Annotated in this window: 24 protein-coding genes; 14 read left to right on the top strand and 10 right to left on the bottom strand. The window is 72.8% G+C overall.

The window, feature by feature from the left end:
- The first annotated feature begins 46 nt into the window (after positions 1–46).
- The 4 genes from ACDF64_RS16940 (at position 47) to ACDF64_RS16925 (ending at position 4,194) form a co-directional block, all read left to right on the top strand.
- Positions 47–1,045 carry a glycosyltransferase family 2 protein gene (locus ACDF64_RS16940; protein WP_394555187.1) on the top strand — a complete coding sequence of 333 codons (999 nt, stop codon included), beginning with the start codon at positions 47–49 and terminating at the stop codon, positions 1,043–1,045.
- Between the two features lie 2 nt (positions 1,046–1,047).
- The gene (locus ACDF64_RS16935; RefSeq protein WP_394552518.1) at positions 1,048–1,860 is read left to right on the top strand and encodes a CDP-alcohol phosphatidyltransferase family protein; all 813 of its coding nucleotides are present in this window, start codon (positions 1,048–1,050) and stop codon (positions 1,858–1,860) included.
- 64 nt (positions 1,861–1,924) lie between these two features.
- Entirely contained in the window at positions 1,925–2,800 is an 876-nt protein-coding gene (locus ACDF64_RS16930; protein ID WP_394555186.1) for a glycosyltransferase family 2 protein, read from the top strand.
- Positions 2,801–2,883: 83 nt separating this feature from the next.
- Complete coding sequence (locus ACDF64_RS16925; protein WP_394552517.1) at positions 2,884–4,194, top strand: hypothetical protein; 1,311 nt, start codon at positions 2,884–2,886, stop codon at positions 4,192–4,194.
- Positions 4,195–4,212: 18 nt separating this feature from the next.
- Here ACDF64_RS16925 and ACDF64_RS16920 read toward each other — a convergent pair whose 3' ends face one another.
- The 5 genes from ACDF64_RS16920 to ACDF64_RS16900 form a co-directional block, all read right to left on the bottom strand.
- Positions 4,213–5,274, bottom strand: a complete 1,062-nt coding sequence (locus ACDF64_RS16920; RefSeq protein ID WP_394552516.1) for a hypothetical protein — start codon at positions 5,272–5,274, stop codon at positions 4,213–4,215.
- A 173-nt stretch (positions 5,275–5,447) separates the two neighbouring features.
- Positions 5,448–6,668, bottom strand: coding sequence for a type II toxin-antitoxin system HipA family toxin (locus ACDF64_RS16915; protein ID WP_394552515.1), 1,221 nt, complete (start codon positions 6,666–6,668; stop codon positions 5,448–5,450).
- The gene (locus tag ACDF64_RS16910; protein ID WP_394552514.1) at positions 6,662–6,904 is read right to left on the bottom strand and encodes a helix-turn-helix domain-containing protein; all 243 of its coding nucleotides are present in this window, start codon (positions 6,902–6,904) and stop codon (positions 6,662–6,664) included. Before ACDF64_RS16910 ends, ACDF64_RS16915 begins: the two co-directional genes overlap by 7 nt.
- Positions 6,905–7,009: 105 nt before the next feature.
- The gene (locus ACDF64_RS16905; protein ID WP_394552513.1) at positions 7,010–7,798 is read right to left on the bottom strand and encodes an ABC transporter ATP-binding protein; all 789 of its coding nucleotides are present in this window, start codon (positions 7,796–7,798) and stop codon (positions 7,010–7,012) included.
- Complete coding sequence (locus ACDF64_RS16900) at positions 7,798–8,598, bottom strand: ABC transporter permease (RefSeq protein WP_394552512.1); 801 nt, start codon at positions 8,596–8,598, stop codon at positions 7,798–7,800. The genes ACDF64_RS16905 and ACDF64_RS16900 overlap by 1 nt, the downstream gene beginning before the upstream one ends.
- Positions 8,599–8,683: 85 nt before the next feature.
- Between ACDF64_RS16900 and ACDF64_RS16895 the strand changes: the two genes are divergently transcribed.
- Complete coding sequence (locus tag ACDF64_RS16895; RefSeq protein ID WP_394552511.1) at positions 8,684–9,232, top strand: ECF transporter S component; 549 nt, start codon at positions 8,684–8,686, stop codon at positions 9,230–9,232.
- Positions 9,233–9,305: 73 nt separating this feature from the next.
- On the opposite strand, the gene ACDF64_RS16890 is transcribed toward ACDF64_RS16895, so the two are convergent.
- A complete protein-coding gene (locus tag ACDF64_RS16890) occupies positions 9,306–9,998 on the bottom strand; it encodes an NTP transferase domain-containing protein (RefSeq protein ID WP_394552510.1) in 693 nt (230 codons plus the stop codon).
- Positions 9,999–10,354: 356 nt separating this feature from the next.
- Between ACDF64_RS16890 and ACDF64_RS16885 the strand changes: the two genes are divergently transcribed.
- Genes ACDF64_RS16885 through ACDF64_RS16875 form a run of 3 tightly spaced genes read left to right on the top strand, consistent with a single transcriptional unit; the run spans position 10,355 to position 13,890 of the window.
- Positions 10,355–12,031: an ATP-binding cassette domain-containing protein gene (locus ACDF64_RS16885; RefSeq protein WP_394552509.1), complete on the top strand. Its 1,677-nt coding sequence runs from the start codon at positions 10,355–10,357 to the stop codon at positions 12,029–12,031.
- The gene (locus ACDF64_RS16880; protein ID WP_394552508.1) at positions 12,007–13,581 is read left to right on the top strand and encodes a hypothetical protein; all 1,575 of its coding nucleotides are present in this window, start codon (positions 12,007–12,009) and stop codon (positions 13,579–13,581) included. The genes ACDF64_RS16885 and ACDF64_RS16880 overlap by 25 nt, the downstream gene beginning before the upstream one ends.
- Before the next feature lie 18 nt (positions 13,582–13,599).
- Positions 13,600–13,890: a DUF3039 domain-containing protein gene (locus tag ACDF64_RS16875; RefSeq protein WP_394552507.1), complete on the top strand. Its 291-nt coding sequence runs from the start codon at positions 13,600–13,602 to the stop codon at positions 13,888–13,890.
- 57 nt (positions 13,891–13,947) lie between these two features.
- On the opposite strand, the gene ACDF64_RS16870 is transcribed toward ACDF64_RS16875, so the two are convergent.
- Positions 13,948–15,267 carry a nicotinate phosphoribosyltransferase gene (locus ACDF64_RS16870; RefSeq protein ID WP_394552506.1) on the bottom strand — a complete coding sequence of 440 codons (1,320 nt, stop codon included), beginning with the start codon at positions 15,265–15,267 and terminating at the stop codon, positions 13,948–13,950.
- Between the two features lie 114 nt (positions 15,268–15,381).
- Here ACDF64_RS16870 and murI point away from each other — a divergent pair, with 114 nt between their 5' ends.
- The 4 genes from murI to ACDF64_RS16850 all read left to right on the top strand — a co-directional run bounded on the left by murI (position 15,382) and on the right by ACDF64_RS16850 (position 18,611).
- Positions 15,382–16,224 carry a glutamate racemase gene (gene murI, locus ACDF64_RS16865; RefSeq protein ID WP_394552505.1) on the top strand — a complete coding sequence of 281 codons (843 nt, stop codon included), beginning with the start codon at positions 15,382–15,384 and terminating at the stop codon, positions 16,222–16,224.
- Positions 16,221–17,003 (top strand): ribonuclease PH, encoded by a 783-nt coding sequence (gene rph / locus ACDF64_RS16860; RefSeq protein WP_394552504.1) that lies wholly within the window; start codon positions 16,221–16,223, stop codon positions 17,001–17,003. The genes murI and rph overlap by 4 nt, the downstream gene beginning before the upstream one ends.
- A 74-nt stretch (positions 17,004–17,077) precedes the next feature.
- On the top strand, positions 17,078–17,635 hold the full coding sequence (locus ACDF64_RS16855; RefSeq protein WP_394555185.1) for a non-canonical purine NTP pyrophosphatase: 558 nt from the start codon (positions 17,078–17,080) through the stop codon (positions 17,633–17,635).
- A 49-nt stretch (positions 17,636–17,684) separates the two neighbouring features.
- Positions 17,685–18,611 carry a cation diffusion facilitator family transporter gene (locus ACDF64_RS16850; RefSeq protein WP_394552503.1) on the top strand — a complete coding sequence of 309 codons (927 nt, stop codon included), beginning with the start codon at positions 17,685–17,687 and terminating at the stop codon, positions 18,609–18,611.
- A gap of 24 nt (positions 18,612–18,635) precedes the next feature.
- On the opposite strand, the gene ACDF64_RS16845 is transcribed toward ACDF64_RS16850, so the two are convergent.
- Both ACDF64_RS16845 and ACDF64_RS16840 read right to left on the bottom strand, forming a co-directional pair.
- Positions 18,636–19,412, bottom strand: a complete 777-nt coding sequence (locus tag ACDF64_RS16845; protein ID WP_394552502.1) for a DedA family protein — start codon at positions 19,410–19,412, stop codon at positions 18,636–18,638.
- 187 nt (positions 19,413–19,599) lie between these two features.
- The gene (locus tag ACDF64_RS16840) at positions 19,600–20,262 is read right to left on the bottom strand and encodes a heme oxygenase (biliverdin-producing) (protein WP_394552501.1); all 663 of its coding nucleotides are present in this window, start codon (positions 20,260–20,262) and stop codon (positions 19,600–19,602) included.
- 102 nt (positions 20,263–20,364) lie between these two features.
- Between ACDF64_RS16840 and ACDF64_RS16835 the strand changes: the two genes are divergently transcribed.
- The gene (locus ACDF64_RS16835) at positions 20,365–21,225 is read left to right on the top strand and encodes an LLM class flavin-dependent oxidoreductase (RefSeq protein ID WP_394552500.1); all 861 of its coding nucleotides are present in this window, start codon (positions 20,365–20,367) and stop codon (positions 21,223–21,225) included.
- Between the two features lie 85 nt (positions 21,226–21,310).
- Entirely contained in the window at positions 21,311–22,747 is a 1,437-nt protein-coding gene (locus tag ACDF64_RS16830) for a basic amino acid/polyamine antiporter (RefSeq protein WP_394552499.1), read from the top strand.
- A 9-nt stretch (positions 22,748–22,756) separates the two neighbouring features.
- On the opposite strand, the gene efeB is transcribed toward ACDF64_RS16830, so the two are convergent.
- Positions 22,757–24,091, bottom strand: coding sequence for an iron uptake transporter deferrochelatase/peroxidase subunit (efeB, locus tag ACDF64_RS16825; protein ID WP_394552498.1), 1,335 nt, complete (start codon positions 24,089–24,091; stop codon positions 22,757–22,759).

Here is a 24,091-nt window from a genome sequence, read left to right as displayed (position 1 = left end):
GCCACAGGAGGCGGCGTCGCCGACCTCCACCGGCGTCTCCTACGTCATGCCGGTGCTGAACGACGTGTTGCATGTCCTCGAGGCGGTCGAATCGATCCTCGGACAGCACTACGACGGCCCGGTCGAGGTGCTCATCGCCCTCGGTCCGTCGATCGACGGCACCGCCGAGCTCGTCGCGGAACTCGCCGAGCGGGATCCGCGCGTGCGCGTGCTCGACAACGAGGTCGGGTCGACGCCCGCGGGCCTCAACATCGGCATCCGCGCCGCGCGCCACCCGGTCGTCGTCCGGGTCGACTCGCACTCGGCGCTCCCGGCCGACTACACCGCCATCGCGGTCGAGGCGCTCGAGCGCACGGGCGCCGACAACGTCGGCGGCATCATGGACGCGAAGGGCGAGACCGCCTTCCAGCGTGCGGTCGCGATCGCGTACACGACCAAGGTCGGCCTCGGCGGGTCGTCGTTCCACGTCGGCGGCGAGGAGGGCCCGGCCGACACGGTCTACCTCGGCGTGTTCCGCAAGGACGCGCTCGAGCGCGTCGGACTCTTCGACGAGACCGTCAAGCGCGGCCAGGACTGGGAGCTCAACCGGCGCCTCCGCGAGACAGGCGGCACGGTCTGGTTCACGCCGAAGCTCGCGGTCACGTACCGCCCCCGGGCGAGCCTCGACCGCCTCGCGCGCCAGATGTTCTCGACCGGGCTCTGGCGGGGCGAGCTCGCACGCCGGTTCCCCGGCTCGACGGGCATCCGCTACCTGATCCCGCCGGTCACCGTGATCGGCGTCGTGCTCGGCACCCTCACCGGCCTCGTCGGCCTCGTCCAGCTCGCCGTCGGCGCCGCGCCGTGGGCGCTGCTCGGGTTCCTCGCGCCCGCCGTCTACGCGCTGTTCGTCGTCGCCGCGATGCTCGCGGTCGCGCGCGGCCGGGGTGCGGGCACCGCGGGGTGGTTTCTCGTAGTCTTGCCCTGCATCCACGTCGCGTGGGGGAGCGGCTTCGTGCTCGGCTCCCTGGCGCTGACCTCCGACATCGCGAGACACACCGGGAGATGACGATGTCCGACTCCGCGCCGGTCACGGCGAAGCCGTCGAGCATCGCCGAGCTGAAGGCCGTCGCCCAGCCGCCCGAGGTCCGGGGCCGGCGGAACGCCGAGCACTGGACGGCGTCGCTCTACCTGCGGCGCCTGTCGCCGTACCTGACCTGGGTGCTCCTGCGCACGCGCATCAGCGCGAACGGCGTCACCGGGCTCATGATCCTCGTCGGGTGGTCGACGGCCGCGGCCCTGCTCGTCCCGGGCATCTGGGGCGCGCTGCTGGCGGTCGTGCTCGGCCAGCTCCAGATGCTCGTCGACTGCTGCGACGGCGAGGTCGCGCGCTGGCGCCGCACGTCGTCGCCCGCGGGCGTGTTCCTGGACAAGGTGGGCCACTACACGACCGAGGCGCTCATCCCGATCGCACTCGGCATCCGCGCCGCGGCGTATCCGCTCGAGTTCCCCGAGGACTTCCTCTGGACGACCCTCGGCACGCTGCTCGCGCTCGTGATCGTGCTGAACAAGGCGCTGAACGACATGGTGCACGTCGCGCGCGCGAACGCCGGCCTGGCGAAGCTCGCCGACACGCACGGCGAGAGCGCGCCGCGCGGCGGCCTGGTCGCGACGCTGCGGAAGGCGGCGCGGTTCGTGCCGTTCCACCGCCTGTACCACTCGGTCGAGCTCACGCTGATCGCGTTCGCGGCGGCGGTCGTCGGCCTGTTCGCCGGCCAGCCGCTCGTCGACCGCGTGGTGCTCGTCGCCCTCGTGCCCCTCTCGATCCTCGCGGTCCTCGGGCACTTCGTCGCGATCCTCGCGTCCCGTCGTGTCCGGGCCTGACGCGCCGGCCGACCGGCTCGACGAGGGCGGCGCCCCCGGCGCCTCCGACGGCGGCAGCCCGCGGATGCCCCGCATCGGCGTGGTCGTGCTCACCATGGGCCGGCGTCCGGACGACCTCGTGCGGGGCATCCGGAGCGTCCTCGACCAGCGCGACGTCGCGGTCGACGTCGCGGTCGTCGGCAACGGCTGGGACCCGGCGACCGCCGACCCGCCGCTGCCGGCCGGCGTGCACGCCGTGCACCTGCCCGAGAACCTCGGCATCCCGGCGGGGCGGAACCGGGGCGTTCCCGCCGTCGGCGGCGACATCCTCTTCTTCCTCGACGACGACGCGTTCCTGCCCGACCCGGACTTCCTCGCGCGCGGCGCGGCGATGCTCGCCGCGCGTCCCGAGCTCGGCCTCGTCCAGCCGCGCGTCGTCGACCCGACCGGGCTCGAGTCGCCCCGGCGGTGGATCCCGCGCATCCGCAAGGGCGACCCGGCGCAGTCCTCGCCGGTGTTCTCGTGCTGGGAGGGCGCCGTACTCATGCCGCGCGACGTGTTCGAGCGCATCGGCGGCTGGGGCGACCCGTACTTCTACGCGCACGAGGGCATCGAGCTGGCGTGGCGGGTCTGGGATTCGGGGCGCGTCGCGTGGTACGCCGGCGACCTCGAGGCGGCGCATCCGGTGATCGATCCCGCGCGCCACTCCTACTACTTCCGCCTGAATGCGCGGAACCGGGTATGGCTCGCCAAGCGCAACCTGCCGGCGGCGCTCGCGCCGCTGTACGTGGGCGCGTGGACCGGGATCCAGGTGCTCCGCTGGGCGCGCCGCCCGGCGGACCTGCGCGCGTGGTTCGGCGGCTGGGCGGCCGGCTGGCGCGAGGACCCGGGCGGCCGGCGTCGGCTCCGCTGGCGCACGGTCTGGCGGATGACCCGCGCCGGGCGCCCGCCGATCATCTGATGCCCGGTAACGATCCCCTCTCGGTCCGCGCCCTCCCGCCCGGCCCGGAGCTTCCGCTCGGATGCGCTCGGTAGCCTGAGGGGATGGGATTGCGGCAGGACCTTCGACGTGGGATCCGACTCGTCAAGGACGTCATGCGCAACCGCAAGGCGCAGGGCAAGCTCGCGGAGGCGCTCGCGGCCCAGCCGCCGCTCGAGCCCCACCACTACCGCGTCGGCGTGTACTTCGCCGACGGCAAGGTGAACCTCTACCAGATGCGCCAGTGGTACAAGCCGCTCGCCGAGCTCTCGAAGCGGCATCCCGTGCTCGTCCTCAGCCGCGCGTCGGGTGCGGCCCTCGCGATGCTGCGCGAGTCGCCACTGCCGGTCGCGTACGTGCGCCGCGTGGTCGACCTCGAGCGGGTCATCCACGAGCAGGACCTGCACGTCGTGTTCTACGTGAACCAGAACGCGAAGAACTTCCAGATGATGCGGTACGGCCGCCGCTGGCACGTGTTCATCAACCACGGCGAGTCCGACAAGATGTACATGACCACCAACCAGTTCAAGGCGTACGACTACGCCCTGATCGCCGGGGACGCGGCCCGCGCCCGCCTCGAGAAGGTGCTCTGGGACTACGACTTCGACAAGCGCGCCATCCCGATCGGCCGGCCGCAGGCCGACCACTACTCGGGCACGCTGCCGTACACGCCGGACGAGCGCACGGTCGTGCTCTACGCGCCGACGTGGGAGGGCGACCGCGGTGCGGCCGCGTACGGCTCGATCGCCTCGCACGGCGTGGCGCTCGTGACCGCGCTGCTCGCGACCGGGCGGCATCGGGTCGTCTACCGGCCGCATCCGCGCTCGGGGGTCGTGGACCACGAGTACGGCGTCGCGAACCGCGCGATCATCGACGCGATCGCGGCGGTGAACGCGGCCGATCCGGGCGCACGGCACGTCTACGACGACGGCCCGGAACTCGGCTGGCAGCTCTCCGCGGCGGATGTCGCGATCGTCGACATCTCGGCGATGGTCTACGACCGCCTCGCGGCCGGGAAGCCGCTGCTCATCACGCGTCCGGCCAACCCGGCCGCGGTGATCGACACGAGCGGGTACCTCGGCGCGTGCGAGTGGCTGAATGCGGCCCCGGATCCCGCGACCGGTGCGGACGCGGGCGCGTCGATGCTCGCGCGCGTGAGCGAGGTCGCGGAGGACCCGGAGGCGCGGGCACGCCTGGGGTACTGGGTCGAGCGCTACTTCGGGGACACGACGCCCGGCGCCACGACCGCGCGCTTCCACGACGCGATCGACCACCTCATGGCCGAGTGGGAGCGCTTCGCGGCCCTGCACGCCGACGACGAGGAGGTCGACGACCACGACGAGGAGGGCGAGGCCGACGAGGACGAGCTCGGCTAGCCGTCCCGCTCGCGCCGCTCAGGTCGTCGCGCCGGTCGCACCCGTCGATTCGTCGGGCTCCGCTGCCGTCGGCGCTGGCTCCGAACCGTCGGTCGTGCCGTCGTCGTCGGGCTCCTCGCCCGCGGTCACGGCGCGGCGCGTGCGGCGCACGGCCGCCTCGCCGACGCGCCGGAAGCCCCGCGAGGAGGCCCGCGCGGATGCGGCGGCGAGGCCGCCGACGGCCTCCGCGAGGTGCACGGCCCGGCGGCCGGTGGCCTGGAGGAGGGTGTCCTGGCCGGCCGATTCGAGCTCGTCGGGCAGGCGCGTGGGTGCCGCGCCGAACGCGAGCCGCGACTGCGTGAGCACCCGGCGGGCGAGCACGTGGTTGCCGATGCCGCCGATCGCGGCGCCGATGCCGAACGGCAGCGCCTTCCCGATGACGCTCCCGCCGCCGCGCACCGCGAACTGCTTCACGAACACGTGGCGCAGGCGGTCCACGACGGTGCCCATCATCGCCTTCGGCAGGGTGTTCGTGACGAGCTCGCCCCAGTAGGCGCTCCGCGCGACGCCGCCGCCGCCGGCCTGCGCCGCGAACTGGCGCACGAGGTCGCTGCCCTCGTTCCCGAGCATGAGCGTCATCACGAGCGCGCGGGCGCGATCCGGGCTGTCGACGGGGATCCCGTGCACCTCCGCGACGGACTGCGCGAACAGCGCGGTCGCCTCGAGGAATCCCGCGGTCTCGAGGCCCGACAGCGTGAGCGTGACGCCCGTGCCGATGCCCGGGATCACGGCGGTCGCGCCGACCGCCGCGCCGCCGGTCGTCACGGCGGCGAGGTAGCGGCGCTCGAGGATGCGCACCAGCTGGTCCGGTGTCGCGGTCGGGAAGCGCCGACGGATGCCCCGCAGGTGCGCGACCACGATCGGTCGGTGGATCGCGAGGACCCGGTCGACCAGCCGGTCGATGCCGGCGCGCTGATCCGGCGACGGTGTCCCGGCTGATGCGGTGGCGGACCCGGGTGCGGACGTGGATCCGGGTTCGCTCGCGGACTCGACCGGGGTATCCGCCCCCATCGAGGTGATCGTGTGCACGCGTTCGGGCATGCAGGGAGTCTAGGTGCGCTGTCCGGCACGGGGCAGCGGGTTGACGGCGGCTCCGGCCGCCGCACGGAGCCCGACCGTGCCTTCGAAGGATCGGCACGATCGTGCGGTTCTGCGGCCGCTGGCACCGATGCCCCGCATCGGTGACCCGGGCATCGGCACGATCGTGCCGGTTTCTAGCTGAACTCGTCGCGTCGCCGCCGGACGACCCGCGCGAGCTTCGCGTTCGTCCGCGCGGGGAACGGGAGGGCGCCGGCCTCGATCCGGTCGCCGAGCCCCTCGGTCGCATCGACCGCCCATCTCGCCGAGCGTGCGACGGCCCGCTCGGGCAGCCCGAGGCGCGAACCGAGCGCCGCGAATCCTGCTCGCGTGAGGACGTCGCGCCCCTCGACGCGGAGCGCCATCGTGTCGTCGCCGTACGGGAACGTCGACGGCAGGTCGTAGGCGGGGGCGAGCCGCCATTCGCCGTCCGGCGTCTGCATGATCGACAGGTTCTTCGCGTGCTGGTCGCCGTTGCCGGTGAGCCACGCGAAGGCGAGCTGCCGAAGGAGGTCCCGTGCCGCGATCGCCCGTCCCGGCGTGTGGGCGAGCAGCGCGACGGCGGCCTCCTCGAAGCTCACGTCGTACTTGTCGGCCGGCCAGATGCCGAGCGCCTGCGCGGCATCCTCGACGGCCAGCGGAAGCGGGGCGTCGGCGCGGGGCATCCGATCGAATCGCGTGACCAGGAGGCCGGGGATTCCGTCGCGGTCGCGCACGATGCGCGCGTCGACCGTCGGAAGCCGGGCGCTGCGCGCGAGGTCGAGGAAGAATTCCTCGTTCTCGACGAGGTGCGGATACTCGGGCGGATCCAGCTTGAGGATGTACCGCTCGCCCCGGCGGCGCACCGGCAGGCTGATGACGCGCGCCGACGCCTTCTCCTGGACGCCCGCGAGCGCGGGCAGTGCGACGAGGCTGCCCTCGGCGAGGGCGTCGGCGAACGAGATCTCGGAAAAGTCGCGATCGACGGTGAGGCCGCTGAGGTCGGATGCCTCGGTCGCCGGGTCCTCGGCGGCACGGTCGTCGACGGCACCGTCGTCGACGACGCGCACATCGCCGATCGTGTCGCCGCCGATCGCCAGCAGCAGGCCGAACTCGTCGTCGGCCGAGGTCTTCACGCGACGACGCAGGGTGCTGAGTCGTCGCCCCTCGGGCAGCAGCCCGGCGAAGAACGGCGGGACCGCGCCCGACGCCGTGCGCACCGCGGCATCCGAGAGCGGCAGCGTGGTGGCGACCGGCCGACTGCCCGGGTCGGCCAGGTACTCCGGGCGGTAGGCGAACTCGACGCCGTCGCGAGTCCGCTCCAGGGTCGCCGCGGGGCGGGCGCCCTTCACGACCGTCGCGCGGCGGACGGTCACCATGTGGTCGTGATGCCGAGGTCGACGCCGAGCGCGAGCGCGACGGCGGCGACGTGATCGAGGCGTGCGGTCGGCTTGCCGCCCTCGAGTGCCCCGATGAAGCGCGTCGAGACGCCGGCGAGTTCGGCGAGTTCCTCCTGCGTGACGCGGAGTTCCCTGCGTCGGGAGCGCAGTGCGCGGCCGATGCGGGCAGCGGATGCCTCGGGCGTGCCCGCCGTGTGGAGTTCAGCGTCGGACATGTGCCCCCCAATCGGCGCGATCGTGCTGATTCAGGCCAAGGTTAGCGCGCTCAGGAGGGGTGCGTCTACTCAATCGGCACGATCGTGCCGATTCCGGGCGGACCGCTAGCCCTGCGGCCCGTAGTCGGCGTTGTACCGGTCGAGCACGTCGTCGATCGGGGCATCCAGCACCAGCGCACCCTTGTCGAGGTACAGCCCGCGCGTGCAGAAGCGGCGCAGGTCGCGCTCGTTGTGCGAGACGAAGAACAGGGTGCGCCCGCCCGCGAGGAGCTCCTCGATGCGCGCGTAGCACTTCTCCCGGAACGCCTTGTCGCCGACCGCGAGCACCTCGTCGACGAGCAGGATCGGCTCCTCGAGCTGCGAGATCACCGCGAACGCGATCCGCACCTTCATCCCGCTCGAGAGGTGCTTGTACGGGGTGTCGACGAAGTCGGCGATCTCGGCGAACTCGATGATCCCGTCGAACCGGGCGTCGATCTGCGCCCGGCTCATGCCGTGCAGCCCGGCCGTGAGGTAGACGTTGTCCCGCACGGTGAGGTCCTCGACGAACCCGCCCGTGATCTCGATGAGCGGCGCGACGCCGCCGCTCACGGTCACCCGGCCCTCGTCCGGCATCATGACGCCCGCGACGAGCTTCATCAGGGTCGACTTGCCCTGGCCGTTCCGGCCGACCACGCCGATCGCCTCGCCCGCGCGCACCTCGACCGAGACGTCCCGGAGCGCCCAGAACTCGTCCGGGCGCGAGCGCCGGCGCCGCCCGGCGAGCAGGTCCTTGAACGAGCGGCGGCCGCGCCGGTTCCGACGGAACCGGATGCCGAGTCCCTCGACGCGGATCGCGGTCTCGTCGGTGCCGGATGCCGCGCCCCCACCGGACGCCACGGATGCCACGACCATCAGATCTCCTTCAGCACCTGACGCTCCGCGCTGCGGAACACCGCGAGCCCGACCAGGAGCAGCACGATCGACATCACTGCCGAGACCCCGATGTCGAACCAATTGAGCTCACGCGGGAAGAACCCGGCGCGGTACAGGCTGAACACGCCGCTCAGCGGGTTGAACGCCGCCCAGAACTGGAAGCCCTCGGGCAGGTCGGCCGTGCCGTAGATCACGGGCGACGCGTAGAACAGGAACCGGAGCACGAGCTTCACGGCGCGCTCGAGGTCGCGGAAGAACACGACGAGCGGCGCGACGATGAGGCAGATCGCCGACGTCAGCACCGCCTGGAGCAGGATCCCGAGCGGGAAGAGCGCGAGGGCCCAGTTCACCTGCGCGCCGAACACGATCGCGAACAGCGCGAGCACCGGCAGCGACAGCAGGAACTCGATGCCCTTCGACAGGACGATCCGGTTCACCCAGATCGTGCGCGGGATCATCGTGGACCGCACGAGCTTGGCGTCCTTCAGGAACGCGCGGGTCGAGTCGGACACCGAACCGTTGAACCACATCCACGGCAGCAGCGCCGACAGCAGGAACACGATGTACGGCACCTGGCCGACCGACCGGTCGAACACCTGGGTGAACACGAACCAGTAGATGCCGGCCATGACGAGCGGGTCGAGCACCGACCATACGTAGCCGAGCGCTGACGTCGAGTACCGCACCTTCAGGTCGCGCGTGGTCAGGAGCCAGAGCGAGTGGCGGTAACGACCCCAACGCGTCCGCTGCAGCGGATGCGCCTCGGCGTAGGTGGTCACCCTGCCATCGTAGGCTGCGCGCGGCGGTAGGTTTGCAGGGGGCCCTCGACACGGGCCAGAACCACGATCCACCTCGAGGAGCCACGTGCACCGGACGAGCACCCGCATCCTGCTCAGTTGCGCCGCGATCGGCGTCGGCGGCGGGATCATCGCCGGCGCGTCCGGGTACCTGGCCGCGGCCTTCGCGCTCTTCGGCCCGCTGCTGTACGGCCTGACGATCGGGTCGCACTTCCTGCCGAGCGTGGTCGGCCTCTCGCTGCTGAAGCGACCGGGAACGGGCCTGCTCACGGGACTCATCGCGGGCCTCGTCGGCGCCGCGTTCGCGCCCTGGTGGTTCTGGCGGTACGTCGGCACGGGCCTGCTGGTCGGCGTGCTCCTCGAACTCCCGTTCCTCGTGACCCGGTACCGGCGCTGGGATCCGTGGCTGTTCTACCTCTCGGGCGTGATCTCCGGCGCCGTCATCGGCATCGCCGTGTTCATCGCGATGGGCGCCGAGCACTACGCCTGGTGGGCGTGGATCATCTCGCTCGCCTGCTGGGTCGCCAGCCCGCCGCTGTTCATCTGGATCGGGCGCGTCATCGCACGCGCACTCGAACGATCGGGCGTGGCCCGGACCGCGGGCGCGCGCGAGTAGCGCGGGGCGCCGGCAGGAAGACGAAGAGCGGATGCCCCGACGGGGCATCCGCTCTCCTGCTGTGGTGGTGCGATCACACGAAGTGGTTGGCCCGCTCCAGGTCTTCCGCGAAGTCGATCTCGACCGCGTAGAGGTCCGAGACGTCCATCGGCTCGATCAGGAGGCCGTTCTTCTCGATCGCGAGCTCGAGGCCGCGCTCGAAGTAGTCCTGGTCGCCGACGCGCTGGAGGTGGGCGAGGAAGGTCGCCTTGTCGCGCGAGGAGATGAAGTTGATGCCGACGGCCTCGCCGAGGCCGCCCTTCACCGTCTTCGAGAGCTCCTTGACGTAGCCCTCGGCGCTGACCGTGTACTTGACCTCCTCGTCGGAGACCTTGGCGTGGTTCACGGTGACGAACGACTGGTCGCGCGCGATGAGCGGGAGGGCCCGGTCGAGGATGCGCGGGTCGAAGACGACGTCGCCGTTCATCCAGAGGACGCCGCCCGGCTGCGAGGCCTGGAGGGCGCGCATGAGCGACTTCGAGGTGTTCGTCTGGTCGTACTCCTCGTTGTAGACGAAGGACGCCTGCGGGAACGCCTCGATGATGTGCTCGAGCTTGTAGCCCACGACGATGGTCACGCCGGCGTTGCGGCCGAACGTGTGCTCGATGTTGTCGAACTGCTGGCGCATGATGGTGCGGCCGTCGGCGAGTTCGGTCAACGGCTTGGGGAGGGACCGCCCGAGGCGGCTTCCCATGCCTGCCGCGAGGATCACGATCTGGGTCGTCACTGCATCTCCTTCGGAGTTCGGATGCCGTGACAGCGAGGCGCATCGAGCTGGTCGATCCGAACCGTTCGCTGTCGGTTCACCCGGAAGTTCACTGGTGGACACGCCGTCATGCCTCGGCCAGCCTACCGGTCGGCCCCCGGGACGGCACAGCCGATGGCCTGTTCCGTGCCCCTTTCGTGATCCGACGCCCAGCGTTCGCTCAGGCCGCGCCCGGTCTCCCGAGGCGCTTCGCGACGCGCGGTTTCGCCGAGGGGGCGCGCCGGACGCGGCCTCGTTGGTAGCGTGGCGGGGTGACTTCCGTTTCGCGCTCACATCAGGACGACGAGGCTCGCGAAGGCACCGGCACGGGGGAGAACATGGCCGAACCGGACGAAGCCGCTGCGCGGCCGAAGCCCGCACCGCGCTCGCGCGCTGCGAAGGCTCCTGGAAGCGACGCGCCGAAGCCGGCACCGCGCCCGCGGAACCCCAAGCCGACGCCCTCGGGCGATGCCGCGCCCGCGCCGAAGCCGCGCACCGCGGCCGGCAACGGCACGTCGGGCTCCAAGCGTACGGCGGCGTCCCGGGATGCCTCCGCGAGATCGCAGTCGGCCCGCAGTGCGGCCGCGAAGACGTCGCGCACGCCGGCCGAGTCCGCCGCCGCGGGGTCGGCGAGCAGCACGGCCGGCAGCACGCGCCGCCGGTCCACGGCCGCCAAGCGCCAGCAGGTCGCCGCGGCGCTGACCACCGACACGACCACCGCCGAGCCGCGTCGCCGGGGCGCCGCCGGAGCCGCGCTCGCCGCGGCCGCCGGTGCGGCCGCCGCCACCGCGCCGAAGACGGACGCCGATGCAGTCGAGACGGTGGAGGCCGAGGTCGTCGAGGCCCCGGTCGTGGCCGAGGCGGCCGAGGCAGCGGGCGAGCCCGAGGTCGTCGAGGCGGCTGGGGAGCCCGAGGCCGAGCCCGTGGCCGAGGTCGAAGTCGAGGCCGAGCCCGTGGCCGAGGTCGAAGACGCGGAGCCCGCCGAAGCGGTCGAGGCCTCGCCCGCGGCATCCGTCGAGCCCGAGGCGTCCGTCGAGCCCGGGGCATCCGTCGAGCCCGAGGCATCCGTCGAACCGATCGCGCCCGAGCCGGCCGTCGCCGTCGCGCCCGGCGCGCCGGCCGACCTGGCCGACCTCGACCAGGACGTGGCCGAGGCGATCACGCGCGCGTCCGCCGCGGCGGTGCTCGCGAACGCGACGCCGCCCCGCCGCCAGCGGACCCTCCGCCCGGCCCGGCCGGCGCCGCCCGAGAGCGCGCCCGTCGTGCTCGAGGTCGTCGACCTCGTCAAGCGGTTCGGCTCGAACACCGCGGTCGACGGCATCTCGCTCAGCGTGCGCGCGGGATCGTTCTTCGGCGTGGTCGGCCCGAACGGCGCGGGCAAGACGACGACGCTCTCGATGATCACCGGGCTGCTCCGGCCCGATCGCGGCACCGTGCACATCCACGGCGTCGACGCGTGGCGCGACCCGAGCGCGGCCAAGCACGCGACGGGCGTGCTGCCCGACCGGCTGCGTCTCTTCGACCGGCTCACGGGCGCCCAGCTCCTCTACTACTCGGGGATCCTGCGGGGCCTCGACGCCCGCACGGTCCGCGATCGCAGCGCCGACCTGGTCGCGGCCTTCGGGCTCGAGGACGCGATCGACCGGCTCGTCGCCGACTACTCGACCGGGATGACCAAGAAGCTCGCGCTCGCGTGCTCGCTCATCCACGCACCGCGCCTCCTCGTGCTCGACGAGCCGTTCGAGTCGGTCGACCCCGTGTCGGCCTCGAAGCTCACCGAGATCCTCGAGCGGTACGTCGCGGGCGGCGGGACGGTGGTCCTCTCGAGCCACGGCATGGACCTCATCGAACGGGTCTGCGACTCCGTCGCGATCGTGATCGCCGGGCGCGTGCTCGCAGCGGGGACGCTCGACGAGGTGCGCCTGGGCGCGCCGCTCGAGGACCGCTTCGTCGAGCTCGCCGGAGGCATCAAGGCCGCAGAGGGGATGGAATGGCTGCACAGTTTCTCCGACTGAAGCTCCAGCTCCTCGCGAACCTCTTCCGCCGCAGCGCCTGGCAGGTCGTCGGCATCGTCCTCGGCCTGATCTACGGACTCGGACTCGCGCTCCTGGTCGCCGGCATGCTCGTCGCGGCGCGCTTCGCGCCCGACGTCGCCCTCCTCCGCGACGCGATCGTCGTCGGCGGCTCCGTCACGGTCATCGGATTCATCGTCGTGCCGCTGATCTTCGGCGCCGACGATGCGATGGACCCGCGACGCTTCTCGCTGTTCGGGCTGCCGGCCCGACGGCTCGCGATCGGCGTCGGGCTCACGGCGCTCGTCGGGATCCCGGCGTTCGCGCTCACCGTGGTGCTGGTCGGGTTCGTGGCGACGTGGTCGCGCGGCGTCGGGGAGACGCTGCTGGCCATCGTCTCGGCCGCGCTCGCCCTTGCGACCTGCCTGCTCGCGGCGCGCGTGGCGACCGGCTTCGCGTCGCTCGCGCTCTCGACGCGGCGGGCGCGGGACGCCGGGCTGGTCGTCGCGGTGCTCGTCGTCGTCGTGCTCGCCCCGGTCGCCGCGGTCGTCGCGTCGATCGACTGGTCGGGATCGCAGGTCCGCGTGCTCGAGTCGCTCGGGGGCATCCTGTCGTGGACGCCGCTCGGCGCCGCGTTCGCGGTGCCCGGCGACGCGGCCGCGGGCGCCTGGGGGCCCGCGTTCCTCAAGGGCCTGATCGCCGCCGCGACGCTCGCGGTGCTCTGGCTCGGGTGGGAACGGCTCGTCGCGCGCATGCTCGTGACGCCGGGCCGCGCGGCATCGCGACGCGCGTACCGCGGGCTCGGGTGGTTCGACCGCGGCCCCGGCACCGCGGTCGGCGTCGTCTCGTCGCGCGCGCTCACCTACTGGTTCCGCGACCCGCGGTACTGGGTCTCGATCCTCGTGCTGCCGATCGTGCCGGTGCTCGTCGTCGTGCCGCTCGCGCTCGCCGGGCTGCCGAGCGGCTATCTCCCGCTCATCCCGGTGCCGCTCCTGGCGCTCTTCATCGGCTGGCTGCTGCACAACGACACGGCCTACGACTCGACCGCGATCTGGCTGCACGTCACCTCGGGCATGCGCGGCTGGACCGACCGCTTCGGGCGGATCCTGCCGGTGCTCGTCGTCGGGATCGTCGTCGTGGGCGTCGGCAGCGCCGTCACGGCGATCGTGCTCGACGACTGGCGTATCACGCCCTCGGTCGTCGGCGTGAGCGCGTCGCTGCTGTTCGCAGGGCTCGGCATCGGCGCGATCAGCTCCGCGCGCTTCCCGTACCCGGTCGTGAAGCCCGGCGACAGCCCGTTCATGCAGCCCCAGTCGACGGGGACGACCACGGCCGTGGTGCAGTCGTTCACGCTCCTGTGCTCGATCGTCTTCGCGCTGCCGGCGCTGTGGTTCGGCTGGCTCGGGCTGACCGTCGACCCGGACTGGCACCTGGTCTCGCTCGCCGCTGGCACGGGCATCGGCGTGGTCGTCCTGGGCTTCGGCGTCGGGGTCGGCGGCCTCGTGTTCGACCGCCGCGGGCCCGAGATGCTCGCGGCCGCCCTGCGCGCGTAGCCGCGTAGAATCGTGGCCATGTCCCACGACTTCCGCGCCAGCATCGCCGACCCCGACCAGCCCGGCGGAGGCACCTCGGTGCTGGACCGCGAGCTCGAGAAGCTGCTCGAGGACGAGCAGCACTTCGAGCCGGGCGACCACGAGCGCTTCTCCCACTACGTCAAGAAGGAGCAGATCCTCGAGTCGGCGGTCACGGGCAAGCCCGTGAAGGCGCTCTGCGGCAAGAAGTGGACCCCGGGCCGGGACCCCGAGAAGTTCCCGGTGTGCCCGACCTGCAAGGAGATCTACGAGCGGATGAAGCGGGGCTAGCGCACCGCGAGGTCCCCGTCGGCGCCGCCGTCCGGCGGACACGCGTCCACCGCGAGGTCAGCGGTACGTCGTCGGGATCGCGGGTTCGCCGCGACCGAGGCGGAACGCGCCGATCGGCAGTTCCTGCATCGCCGACGCCCGGTGATCGCGCGCCGCTCGAGTTCCCGCGACGCCCGTGAAGGCGGGATCGGCGACCCCGCCGGCCATGAGCCGGACCATCAACGGGCGCAGCTCGTCGCCAGGCTCGAACTCGTGCGCGCCGCCCGGCCCGTCGCCGAGGTGGACGATCTCCTCCCGCGCGATGCCGCTCGCGTCGAGTCGCCGGGCGGCGCTCTTCCGCCCGCCGACGCTGGCCTTCGCCGCCGACGCCTTCGCGACCGGCACCCAGTCGCCGGCGTCGTCGTGGCGAGCCACGAGCTTGTAGACCATGCCGGCGGCCGGATGCCCCGACCCCGTGACCACCGACGTGCCCACGCCGTACGAGTCCACCGGCGAGCCGGACAGCGCGGCGATCGTGAACTCGTCGAGGTCGCTCGTGACCGTGATCCGCGTGTCGACCGCGCCCAGCCCGTCGAGCTGCGCACGCACCGCCGCGACGACGGCGGGCAGGTCGCCCGAGTCGATGCGGATGGCGCCGAGCGCCGTGCCCGCGACCCGCACCGCGGTCTCCACGCCGGCGGCGATGTCGTACGTGTCGATCAGGAGCGTGGTCGCGGGGCCGAACGCCTCGACCTGGGAGCGGAACGCCCCCTCCTCGGTGTCGTGCAGGAGCGTGAACGCGTGCGCGGCCGTACCCATGGTCGGGATGCCCCAGGTGCGACCGGCCTCCAGGTTGCTCGTGGCCTCGAATCCGGCGATCCACGCCGCACGCGCGGCGGCGACCGCCGATCGCTCGCCTGTGCGACGCGAGCCCATCTCCGCGATCGGTCGCCCGAGCGCGACCGACACCATGCGCGCCGCAGCACTCGCGACCGACGAGTCGGAATTGAGCACCGACAGCACGAGCGTCTCGAGGACGACCGCCTCGGCGAAGGGCGCCTCGATCGACACGAGCGGCGAACCCGGGAAGTACGCCTCGCCCTCCCGGTACCCCCAGATGTCGCCCGTGAACCGGTAGTCGGCGAGCCAGTCGAGCGTCGCGGGCCGCAGGAACTCCTGCGCGCGCAGCCACTCGAGCTCGGCATCCCCGAAGCGGAAGCGCTCGATCAGCTCGAGCACGCGGCCCGTGCCCGCGACGACGCCGTAGCGGCGCCCGCCGGGAAGGCTCCGGGCGAACGCCTCGAAGAGGCTCCGACGGTGCGCGGTGCCGTCGTGCAGCGCGGCATCGACCATCGTGAGCTCGTAGCGGTCGGTGAGGAGGGCAGGTGAGCCGGTCACGATCCGAAGCCTAGCGAGCGCGCGCCGCGAACGGGGCGGCGGGGCATCCGCTCGCACTGCGTCCGCCGGCCGCGCACCCGGGGCGGTGCGGCCGAGCGTCTAGGCTTGGAACTCGTGACGGATGCACCGATCGGGATCTTCGACTCCGGCGTCGGCGGGCTCACCGTGGCCCGTGCGGTGAAGGACCAGCTGCCGAACGAGTCCATCCTCTACATCGGCGACCTGGCGCACTCGCCCTACGGCCCCAAGCGCATCGCGGACGTCCGCCGGTACGCGCTCGCGGTGCTCGACGACCTCGTCGCGCAGGGCGTGAAGATGCTCGTGATCGCCTGCAACACCGCGTCGGCGGCGATGCTGCGCGACGCGCGCGAGCGCTACGACGTGCCCGTCGTCGAGGTGATCCAGCCGGCCGTCCGGCGCGCGGTCGCCACGACGAGGAACGGCCGCGTCGGCGTGATCGGGACCGTCGGCACCGTCCAGTCGCGCGCCTACGACGACGCGTTCGCCGCGGCCCCGCACCTCGAGCTGTTCACGCAGGCGTGCCCGCGGTTCGTCGAGTTCGTCGAGGCCGGCATCACGAGCGGCGACGAGCTGTTCGCCGTCGCAGAGGAGTACCTCGCGCCGCTGCAGCGGGCCGAGGTCGACACGCTCGTGCTCGGCTGCACGCACTACCCGTTCCTGAAGGGCGCCATCTCGTACGTCATGGGCGAGCAGGTGTCGCTCGTCTCGAGCGACGTCGAGACCGCGAGCGACGTCTACCGCGTGCTCGTGTCGAGCGGGCTCGAGCGTCGCACGACGGTGACCCCGCCCACGTACCGCTACGAGGCGACGGGCGACTCCACCAGCGCCTTCCTCGACCTCGCGCACCGACTCATCGCACCCGAGATCCCGAGCGTCGAGCTCGTCCAGACCGGCGCGATCACGATTCCCTCCCACCTTCGACAGGAGATCCGATGACCGAGGCATCCGCCAGCACCGAGGCATCCGCCGCGCCCGCGATCGTGCGCGCCGACGGGCGCGCGCCCGACGCGCTGCGCGAGGTGACCATCGAACGCGGCTGGAGCGCGCACGCCGAGGGCAGCGCGCTCATCTCGTTCGGCCGCACGAAGGTGCTGTGCACCGCGAGCTTCACGAACGGCGTGCCGCGCTGGATGAACGGCTCGGGCAAGGGCTGGGTCACCGCCGAGTACGCGATGCTGCCGCGCTCCACGAACACGCGCAACGACCGCGAGAGCGTGAAGGGCCGGATCGGCGGGCGCACGCACGAGATCAGCCGGCTCATCGGCCGCAGCCTGCGAGCGGTCGTCGACACGAAGGCGCTCGGCGAGAACACGATCCAGATCGACTGCGACGTGCTGCAGGCCGACGGCGGCACGCGCACCGCGGCGATCACGGGCGCGTACGTCGCGCTCGCCGACGCGATCGAGTGGGCGCGCGAGCGGAAGTTCATCGGCCAGCGGTCGACCCCGCTCATCGACACCGTCTCGGCGGTCTCGGTCGGCATCATCGACGGCACGCCCATGCTGGACCTCGCGTACGTCGAGGACGTGCGCGCCGAGACCGACATGAACGTCGTCGCGACCGGGCGCGGCCTCTTCGTCGAGGTGCAGGGCACCGCCGAGGGCGCGCCGTTCGACCGACGCGAGCTCGACGCGCTGCTCGACCTCGCGCTCGGCGGGACCGCCGATCTCTCGAAGATCCAGGTCGCCGCGCTCGCGGCCCAGGGCGGGGAGTGACGACGGTGGATGCCTCGCCCGTCGAACTCGTCCTCGCGACGCAGAACCAGGGCAAGATCGACGAGTTCCAGCGGATGCTCGGCGCGCGCATCCCGGGCGTCGTCGTGCTGGCGTACGAGGGCCCCGCGCCCGTCGAGGACGGCCGCTCGTTCGACGAGAACGCGCTGATCAAGGCGCGCGCCGCCGCCGAGTACACCGGCCGCATCGCGCTCGCGGACGACTCGGGGCTGTGCGTCGACCTCATGGGCGGCGCCCCCGGGATCTTCTCGGCGCGCTGGTCGGGCCGGCACGCGGACGCCGACGCGAACCTGCGGCTCCTGCTCGCGCAACTCGGCGACGTGAAGCGGCCGGACCGCGGCGCGCACTTCCACTGCACGATCGCCCTGGTCGTGCCCGGTCGGGACGGCGCCGACGCCCGCGAGTACCTCGCCGAGGGCGACTGGCACGGGTCGATCGCGTACGAGCCGCGCGGCTCGTACGGGCACGGCTACGACCCGATCTTCGAGCCCGTCGGGCACGAGGTGACGGTCGCCGAGCTGCGGCCCGAGCAGAAGGATGCCGAGAGCCACCGCGGCCGCGCCTTCGACGCGCTCATCCCGCAGCTGCAGGCGGTGCTCGCCGAAGGGCGCTGAGCGCCCGGACGGCGCGGCGCCGGCGCTCGGGCGACGTACCATCGAGTCGATGGGCCACACGCACGACCACTCGCACGGGGCATCCGCGAACCGGACCCGCCTCGTCGTCGCGATCGCGATCATCGCGACGTTCCTCGTCGCGCAGGTCGTCGGCGGCCTGCTGAGCGGGTCGCTCGCGCTGCTCGCGGACGCCGGGCACATGGCCGGCGACGTCATCGGGCTCGTGGTCGCGCTGATCGCCGCGGTCGTGGCGGCCCGGCCGGCGAACGAGCGCCAGACGTACGGCTTCCAGCGGTTCGAGGTCTTCGGGGCGCTCGTGAACGGCGTGCTGCTCCTCGTCGTCGCCGCGACCGTCGCGGTGAGCGCCGTCGGGCGCCTGGTCGAGGGCGCGCAGGGCGAGGTGCACGAGGTCGAGGGCGGGGTCATGCTCGCCGTGGCCGTCGCGGGCCTCGTCGCGAACATCGCGGCGCTGCTCGTGCTCCGCGGCGGCTCGCGCGAGTCGATCAACGTGCGCGGGGCCTACCTCGAGGTGCTCGGCGACACGATCGGCTCGCTGTTCGTCATCGCCGCCGCGGGCGTCATCGTGGTGACCGGGTGGGTCGCGGCCGACCCGATCGCCTCGCTGCTCGTCGCGGCGCTCATCGTGCCGCGCGCGATCCTGCTGCTGCGGGACGTGACGCGCGTGCTCAGCCAGGCGGTGCCCGCCGAGACGAGCATCGGCGAGATCCGGGCCCACATCCTCGAGACGCCCGGCGTGACCGGCGTCCACGACGTGCACGTGTGGGCGATCACGACGGGCGCGTACGTCTTCAGCGCGCACGTGATCGCCGAGCCGGAGGCGCTCGTCGGGGAGCGCCGCGGCTGCCTGCTGACGCAGCTCGGCGAGTGCCTCGAGGAGCACTTCGACGTGGCGCACTCGACGTTCCAGCTCGAGTCCGCCGAACACGCCGCGCACGAGCATCCGTCGCACGCCTGAGCGTGCCGGGCGAGCCCGCCGGGGCTAGCGCTCGTTCGGCTCGTCGTGGTGGGGGTGCGGGTGCTCGAACACGTCCGGGTCGAGCACGAGGTGCTCGGCCTCGTCGTGGTCGGTCACGACGTCCTCGCCGGAGGCCTCGGCCTTCCTCGCCTTCGAGCGCTCGCGCAGGTAGTGCCAGAGCGTGACGAGGGCGGTGCCGCCGACGGCGGCGAGCAGGATGAGGTCGATGTACTCCTTGACGAAGTCGCCGATGAACGGGATGAACCCGATCGCGTAGCCGAACATCGTGAGGCCGAAGCCCCAGAGCACCGCGCCGATGAGGTTGAAGAGCGTGTACTTGCCCTTGCCCATGTGGCCGACGCCCGCGGCGACGGGCGCGAAGGTGCGCACGATCGGCACGAAGCGCGCGAGGATCACGGTGACGCCGCCGAACCGTTCGAAGAAGGAGTTCGTGCGTTCGACGTTCTTCACGCTGAACAGGCCCGATTCCTTGCGTTCGAAGATCGCCGGACCCGCCTTGTGGCCGATGTAGTAGCCGACCTCGCCGCCGATGAACGCCGAGAGCCCGATGAGCAGCGACACCCACCACACCGAGATGCCGAACACGCCGTGGTCCGAGCCCGGCAGCGGGTGCGAGAGCAGGCCCGAGATCACCAGGAGCGTGTCGCCCGGGAGCAGGAACCCGACGAGCAGTCCGGTCTCGGCGAAGATGATGAAGCAGACCACCAGCAGCGCCCACGGTCCGGCCCCGGAGATGATCGTCTCGGGGTCGAGCCACGGGATGAGGGCGGTGTGGATCACAGGGGTGCTCCTGTCGTCGGGCGCGGCGGTGCCGCGTCACGGGCGGCGGTGTGCGAGCAGTCTACCGAGCCGGGCTGCGCGGCGGCCGGGTGCCGGCCCTGAATCATCCGCCGGGATGACGCGCGCGCGTCCGCGGTGCGGCGCGGCGGGGCATCCACCCGGTCGCAGGCCGCGATCGGCGCCACGGTCAGGCCGCGAGCGCCTCGAAGATGGCGCTGTTGAGCCGGAACGACTCGCGCACCTCCGCGACGAGCCGGTCGACCTCGGCCGGTTCGAGCGCGAGCGCGTTCATGGCGGCGCGGTAGCGGCGCTTGTAACGGACCGGGCCGTCCTCGCCGAGGTCGAAGGCGTAGAAGGCGAGCTGGTCGGGCGTCGCACCGTAGTGGCGGGCGACGAGCGCCGCGATCGCCTGGCCGCCGGACAGGTCGCCGAGGTAGCGCGTGTAGTGGTGGGCGAGGTAGCGCACGTCGTCGTCGGCGACGGCGCGCAGGTGCGTCGCGTACGCCGCGGTCGCCGGGAGCGCGGGATGCGTCTCGCGCCAGTCGGATGCCCCGAGGGCGGTGAGGTCCGACTCGATCGCGGCGAGCCGGGCGAGCGCGGGGTCGAACACGTCCGGGTCGCCCGCGCGCGCGCCGCGCGACTCGAGCGCCTCGTAGACCCAGGCGAACTGCGCGAGGTAGCGGGTGTAGTCGGCCAGCGAGAGCTGCCCGCCCATGAGCGCCGTGATGAACCCGCGGCTCTCGGCGGCGCGGTGGTCGTCGGCCGAGGCGGCGCGGACGAGCGCGGCGACGTCGAGCGGCTCGGTCGCGGCGGGGGCCGATGTCGGCGTCGTGGGGGGAGCGATCGTCATCGGATGCCTCTCGAATGCGGGTTTGGTAAGGCTTACCTCACATGCTAGCGGTCGCCCGCTCCGGCGCAAGCCGATGTGGGTCGCGAGGCGTAGCCTCGGCCCATGCGGTTCGGATTCATCTACCCGGGCGACGACCCGGTCGTCGCGGTCGAACTGGCCGCGCTCGCCGAGCGCTCGGGGTGGGACGCGTTCTTCGTCTGGGAGGGGATCTGGGCGACCGACCCCTGGTCGGTCCTCGCCGCGGCCGCGGTCCGCACCGACGCGATCCGGCTCGGCACCATGCTGACCCCCGTGCCGCGGCGGCGGCCATGGGAGCTCGCATCGCAGGCTGCCACGGTCGACCGGCTCTCGGGCGGGCGCGTCATCCTCTCCGCGGGGCTGGGCGTGCCGCAGACGGCCGAGGAACGGTTCTGGCTCTTCGAGGACGACCCCGGCCGGCGCGAGCGCGCGGAACGGCTGGACGAGTCGCTCGACCTCATCGAGCGGTTGTGGCGGCGCGATGCCTCCGGATTCGACGGGCGGCACTGGCGGATGCGACCGACCGAACGGCTGATCCCGCCGCCCCCCGTGCAGCAGCCGCGGATCCCGACCTGGGTGGTCGGCGTGTGGCCCGCGCCGAAGTCCATGCGGCGCGTCGCCCGGTACGACGGCTGGATCCCGAACTACGCGCCGCCCGGCACCCCGGTCACGCCCGAGGCGCCCGGCTACACGCCCGCGGTCGCCGCCGAGGCGATCGCGTGGCTGCGTGACGAGCGCGCCCGGCTCGGCCTCGCCGACCGGCCGTTCGACGTCACGCAGGAGGGCACGACCGGCGGGACGGACGCCGCGGCCGACGCCGCGCGCGTGCGACCGTGGGCCGAGGCCGGCGCGACCTGGTGGCTCGAGGCCGACTGGTCGGTGACGCCGGATCGCATCGCCGACTACGCGCGCACCCGCATCGCGGCCGGTCCGCCGCGCTGGTGAGGCGGCGGCCGGGCCGGGCGACGTCGATAGACTCTGGCTGACGCGGGCGGGGGAGCCCGCGGCGCACCGAGGGGCGGGGGCCGCGATGAGCCGTGGGACGACCGAGGCGAAGACGCTGCCCGTCCTCGCACTGGCCGCGATGGTCGTCGGCTCGATGGTCGGCGCCGGCGTCTTCTCGCTCCCGTCCACCTTCGGCGGCGCGACCGGCGTCATCGGCGCCGTCATCGCCTGGGCGCTCGCCGGCGCCGGCATGCTCACGTTCGTCCTCGTGCTCCAACGGCTCGCGACCCGCAAGCCCGACCTCGACGCGGGCATCTTCGCCTACGCCAAGGCGGGCTTCGGCAACTACCTCGGGTTCTTCTCCGCGTTCGGCTACTGGGCGAGCGCGTGCGCCGGGAACGTCACCTACTGGGTGCTCATCTGCTCGACGCTGAGCGGCCTGTTCCCCGGGCTCGGCGCCGGGAACACGCCCGCCGCGATCGTCGTGTCGACCATCGGCCTGTGGGGGTTCCACCTGCTCATCCGGCGGGGCATCCGCGAAGCCGCGTTCGTGAACGTCGTCGTGACGGTCGCGAAGCTCGTGCCCCTCCTCACGTTCATCGCGATCGTCGTGTTCGCGGGCTTCGACGGCCGCATCTTCGAGGCGAACCTGTGGGGCGGCGACGGCTCGCCCGACCCGGGCTCGATCGCGAGCCAGATCCAGTCGACCCTGCTGCTGACCGTGTTCGTCTTCCTCGGCGTCGAGGGCGCGAGCGTCTACTCGCGGTACGCGCGGCGGCGGCAGGACATCGGCCGCGCCTCCATCATCGGATTCCTCGGCGTGCTGCTGCTCTTCGTCTCGGTCAGCCTCCTCTCGTACGGCGTGCTGCCGCGCGAGGAGCTCGGCGCGCTGCCCGAGCCGTCGCTCGGCGGCGTGCTCGAGGCCGTGGTCGGCGAGTGGGGCGCCCTGCTCATCGGCGCCGGCCTGATCGTGTCCGTGCTCGGGGCGTACCTCTCGTGGACGCTCATGGCGAGCGAGGTGCTCTTCGCCGCGGCGAAGCAGAACGACGTGCCGCTGTTCCTCCGCGACGTGAACCGGCACGGCGTGCCCGACCGGGCACTGCTCCTGTCGACCCTGCTCGTGCAGGTCCTGCTCGTCCTGGTCATGTTCTCGGAGGATGCGTTCACGCTCGCGTTCAGCCTCACCAGCTCGCTCTGCCTCATCGCGTACGCGCTGAGCGCGGGCTACGGGCTGAAGCTCGAGACGCGATGGGGCGACGATCCCGCGGGCCGATCGCGCCGTGGCCTGCTCGTCGCAGGGCTGGCGACCGTGTACACCGTCTTCCTGCTGATCGCGGGCGGTGCGCAGTACTTCGTGGTCTCGTTCCTGATCCTCGTGCCCGGCTCGATCCTCTACGTCCTCGCCCGACGCGAGCAGGGGCTGCGCGTGTTCACGCGCGGCGAGGCCGTCGTGTTCGCGCTCGCGGTCGCGATGGCGGTGTGGGCGCTCGTCGGGCTGATGACGGGCGCGATCGCGATCTGAGGGTCCGGCCTAGGCGAACAGCGCCTGGCCCACGAACTCGCCCTCGCCGATGCCGCCGGGCACCGCGAAGATCGCGGACCCGACGTGCTTCAGGTACTCGTTCAGGCCGTCCGCCGCGAGCGCGGTCTGCACGTCGACGAACTGCTGGGGCGAGCGCTGGTACGAGAGGAAGAACAGGCCCGCGTCCAGGCGCCCAAGTGCGTCATTGCCGTCCACGAAGTTGTACCCGCGGCGGAGCATCCGCACGCCGCCGTTGTTCGACGGGTGCGCGAGCGCGACGTGCGAGGTGGGTGCGACGAGCGGCGCGCCCGTCGGGCCCTCCGCCTCGAAGTCGGGCTCGGTGAACTCGGTGCCGCCGGACAGCGGTGCGCCGGACCCCTTGGCGCGCCCGACGAGCGATTCCTGCTCGCCGAGCTGCACGCGATCCCAGTTCTCGATGACCATGCGGATGCGTCGGGCGACGAGGTAGGAGCCGCCCGAGAGCCAGGCCGGCCCGTCGGATGACCCGACCCAGACGTGCTCCTCGACCGCCGCGTGCTCCTCGACCTTGAGGTTCGCGGTGCCGTCCTTGAACCCGAAGAGGTTGCGCGGGGTGGCCTGCGCGGTCGACGTCGACGAGGTGCGGCCGAAGCCGAGCTGCGACCAGCGCAGGCTCGCGCGGCCGAACGCGATGCGGCTGAGGTTGCGGATCGCGTGCACCGCGACCTGCGGGTCGTCGGCGCAGGCCTGCACGCAGAGGTCGCCGCCGGTGCGCTCGGGTTCGAGCGCGTCGCCCTGGAAGCGGGGGAGCGGTTCGAGCAGCGACGGTCGGCGGGCGGCGAGGCCGAACCGGTCGGCGCCGTCGGCGGCGACGAAGAGCGTCGGCCCGAACCCGAACGTGATCGTGAGGCCGGCCGCCGGCAGGCCCTGCGCCTCTCCGGTGTCGGCCGGCGGTGCGTAGTCGGAGCCGCCGACGGCGCCGCCCTCCTCGACCTCCAGGCCCTGCGTGAGCCGCGCGGCCGCCGCGGTCCAGTCCGCGAGGAGGGCCATCAGCCCGTCGCGGTCGAGCGCGTCCGAGACGTCGAACGCCGCGAAGTGCAGCCGGTCCTGCGCCGGGGTCGTGATGCCGGCCTGGTGCGGGCCGTGGAACTCGTAGGCCCGCGATCCCGAGGCGGTCGAGCTCGCGGCCGCGGCGCCGGACGCGCCGGCCGCGGCGCCGATCGCGGATGCCGCGCCGACGGCGCCGACCGCGGCACCGGCCGCGCCGACGCCGAGGAGGCCGAGCATGCCGCGCCGGCTGACGCCGGCGTCCGTCGCCGGCTCGCCGGTCGTCGATTCGGCCTTCGTTCGGCTGGCGCGGGCCAT

The sequence above is a fragment of the Agromyces sp. MMS24-JH15 genome (assembly GCF_043518605.1).
Taxonomy (GTDB): domain Bacteria; phylum Actinomycetota; class Actinomycetes; order Actinomycetales; family Microbacteriaceae; genus Agromyces.
This window is presented reverse-complemented; position numbering and strand designations above follow the sequence as displayed.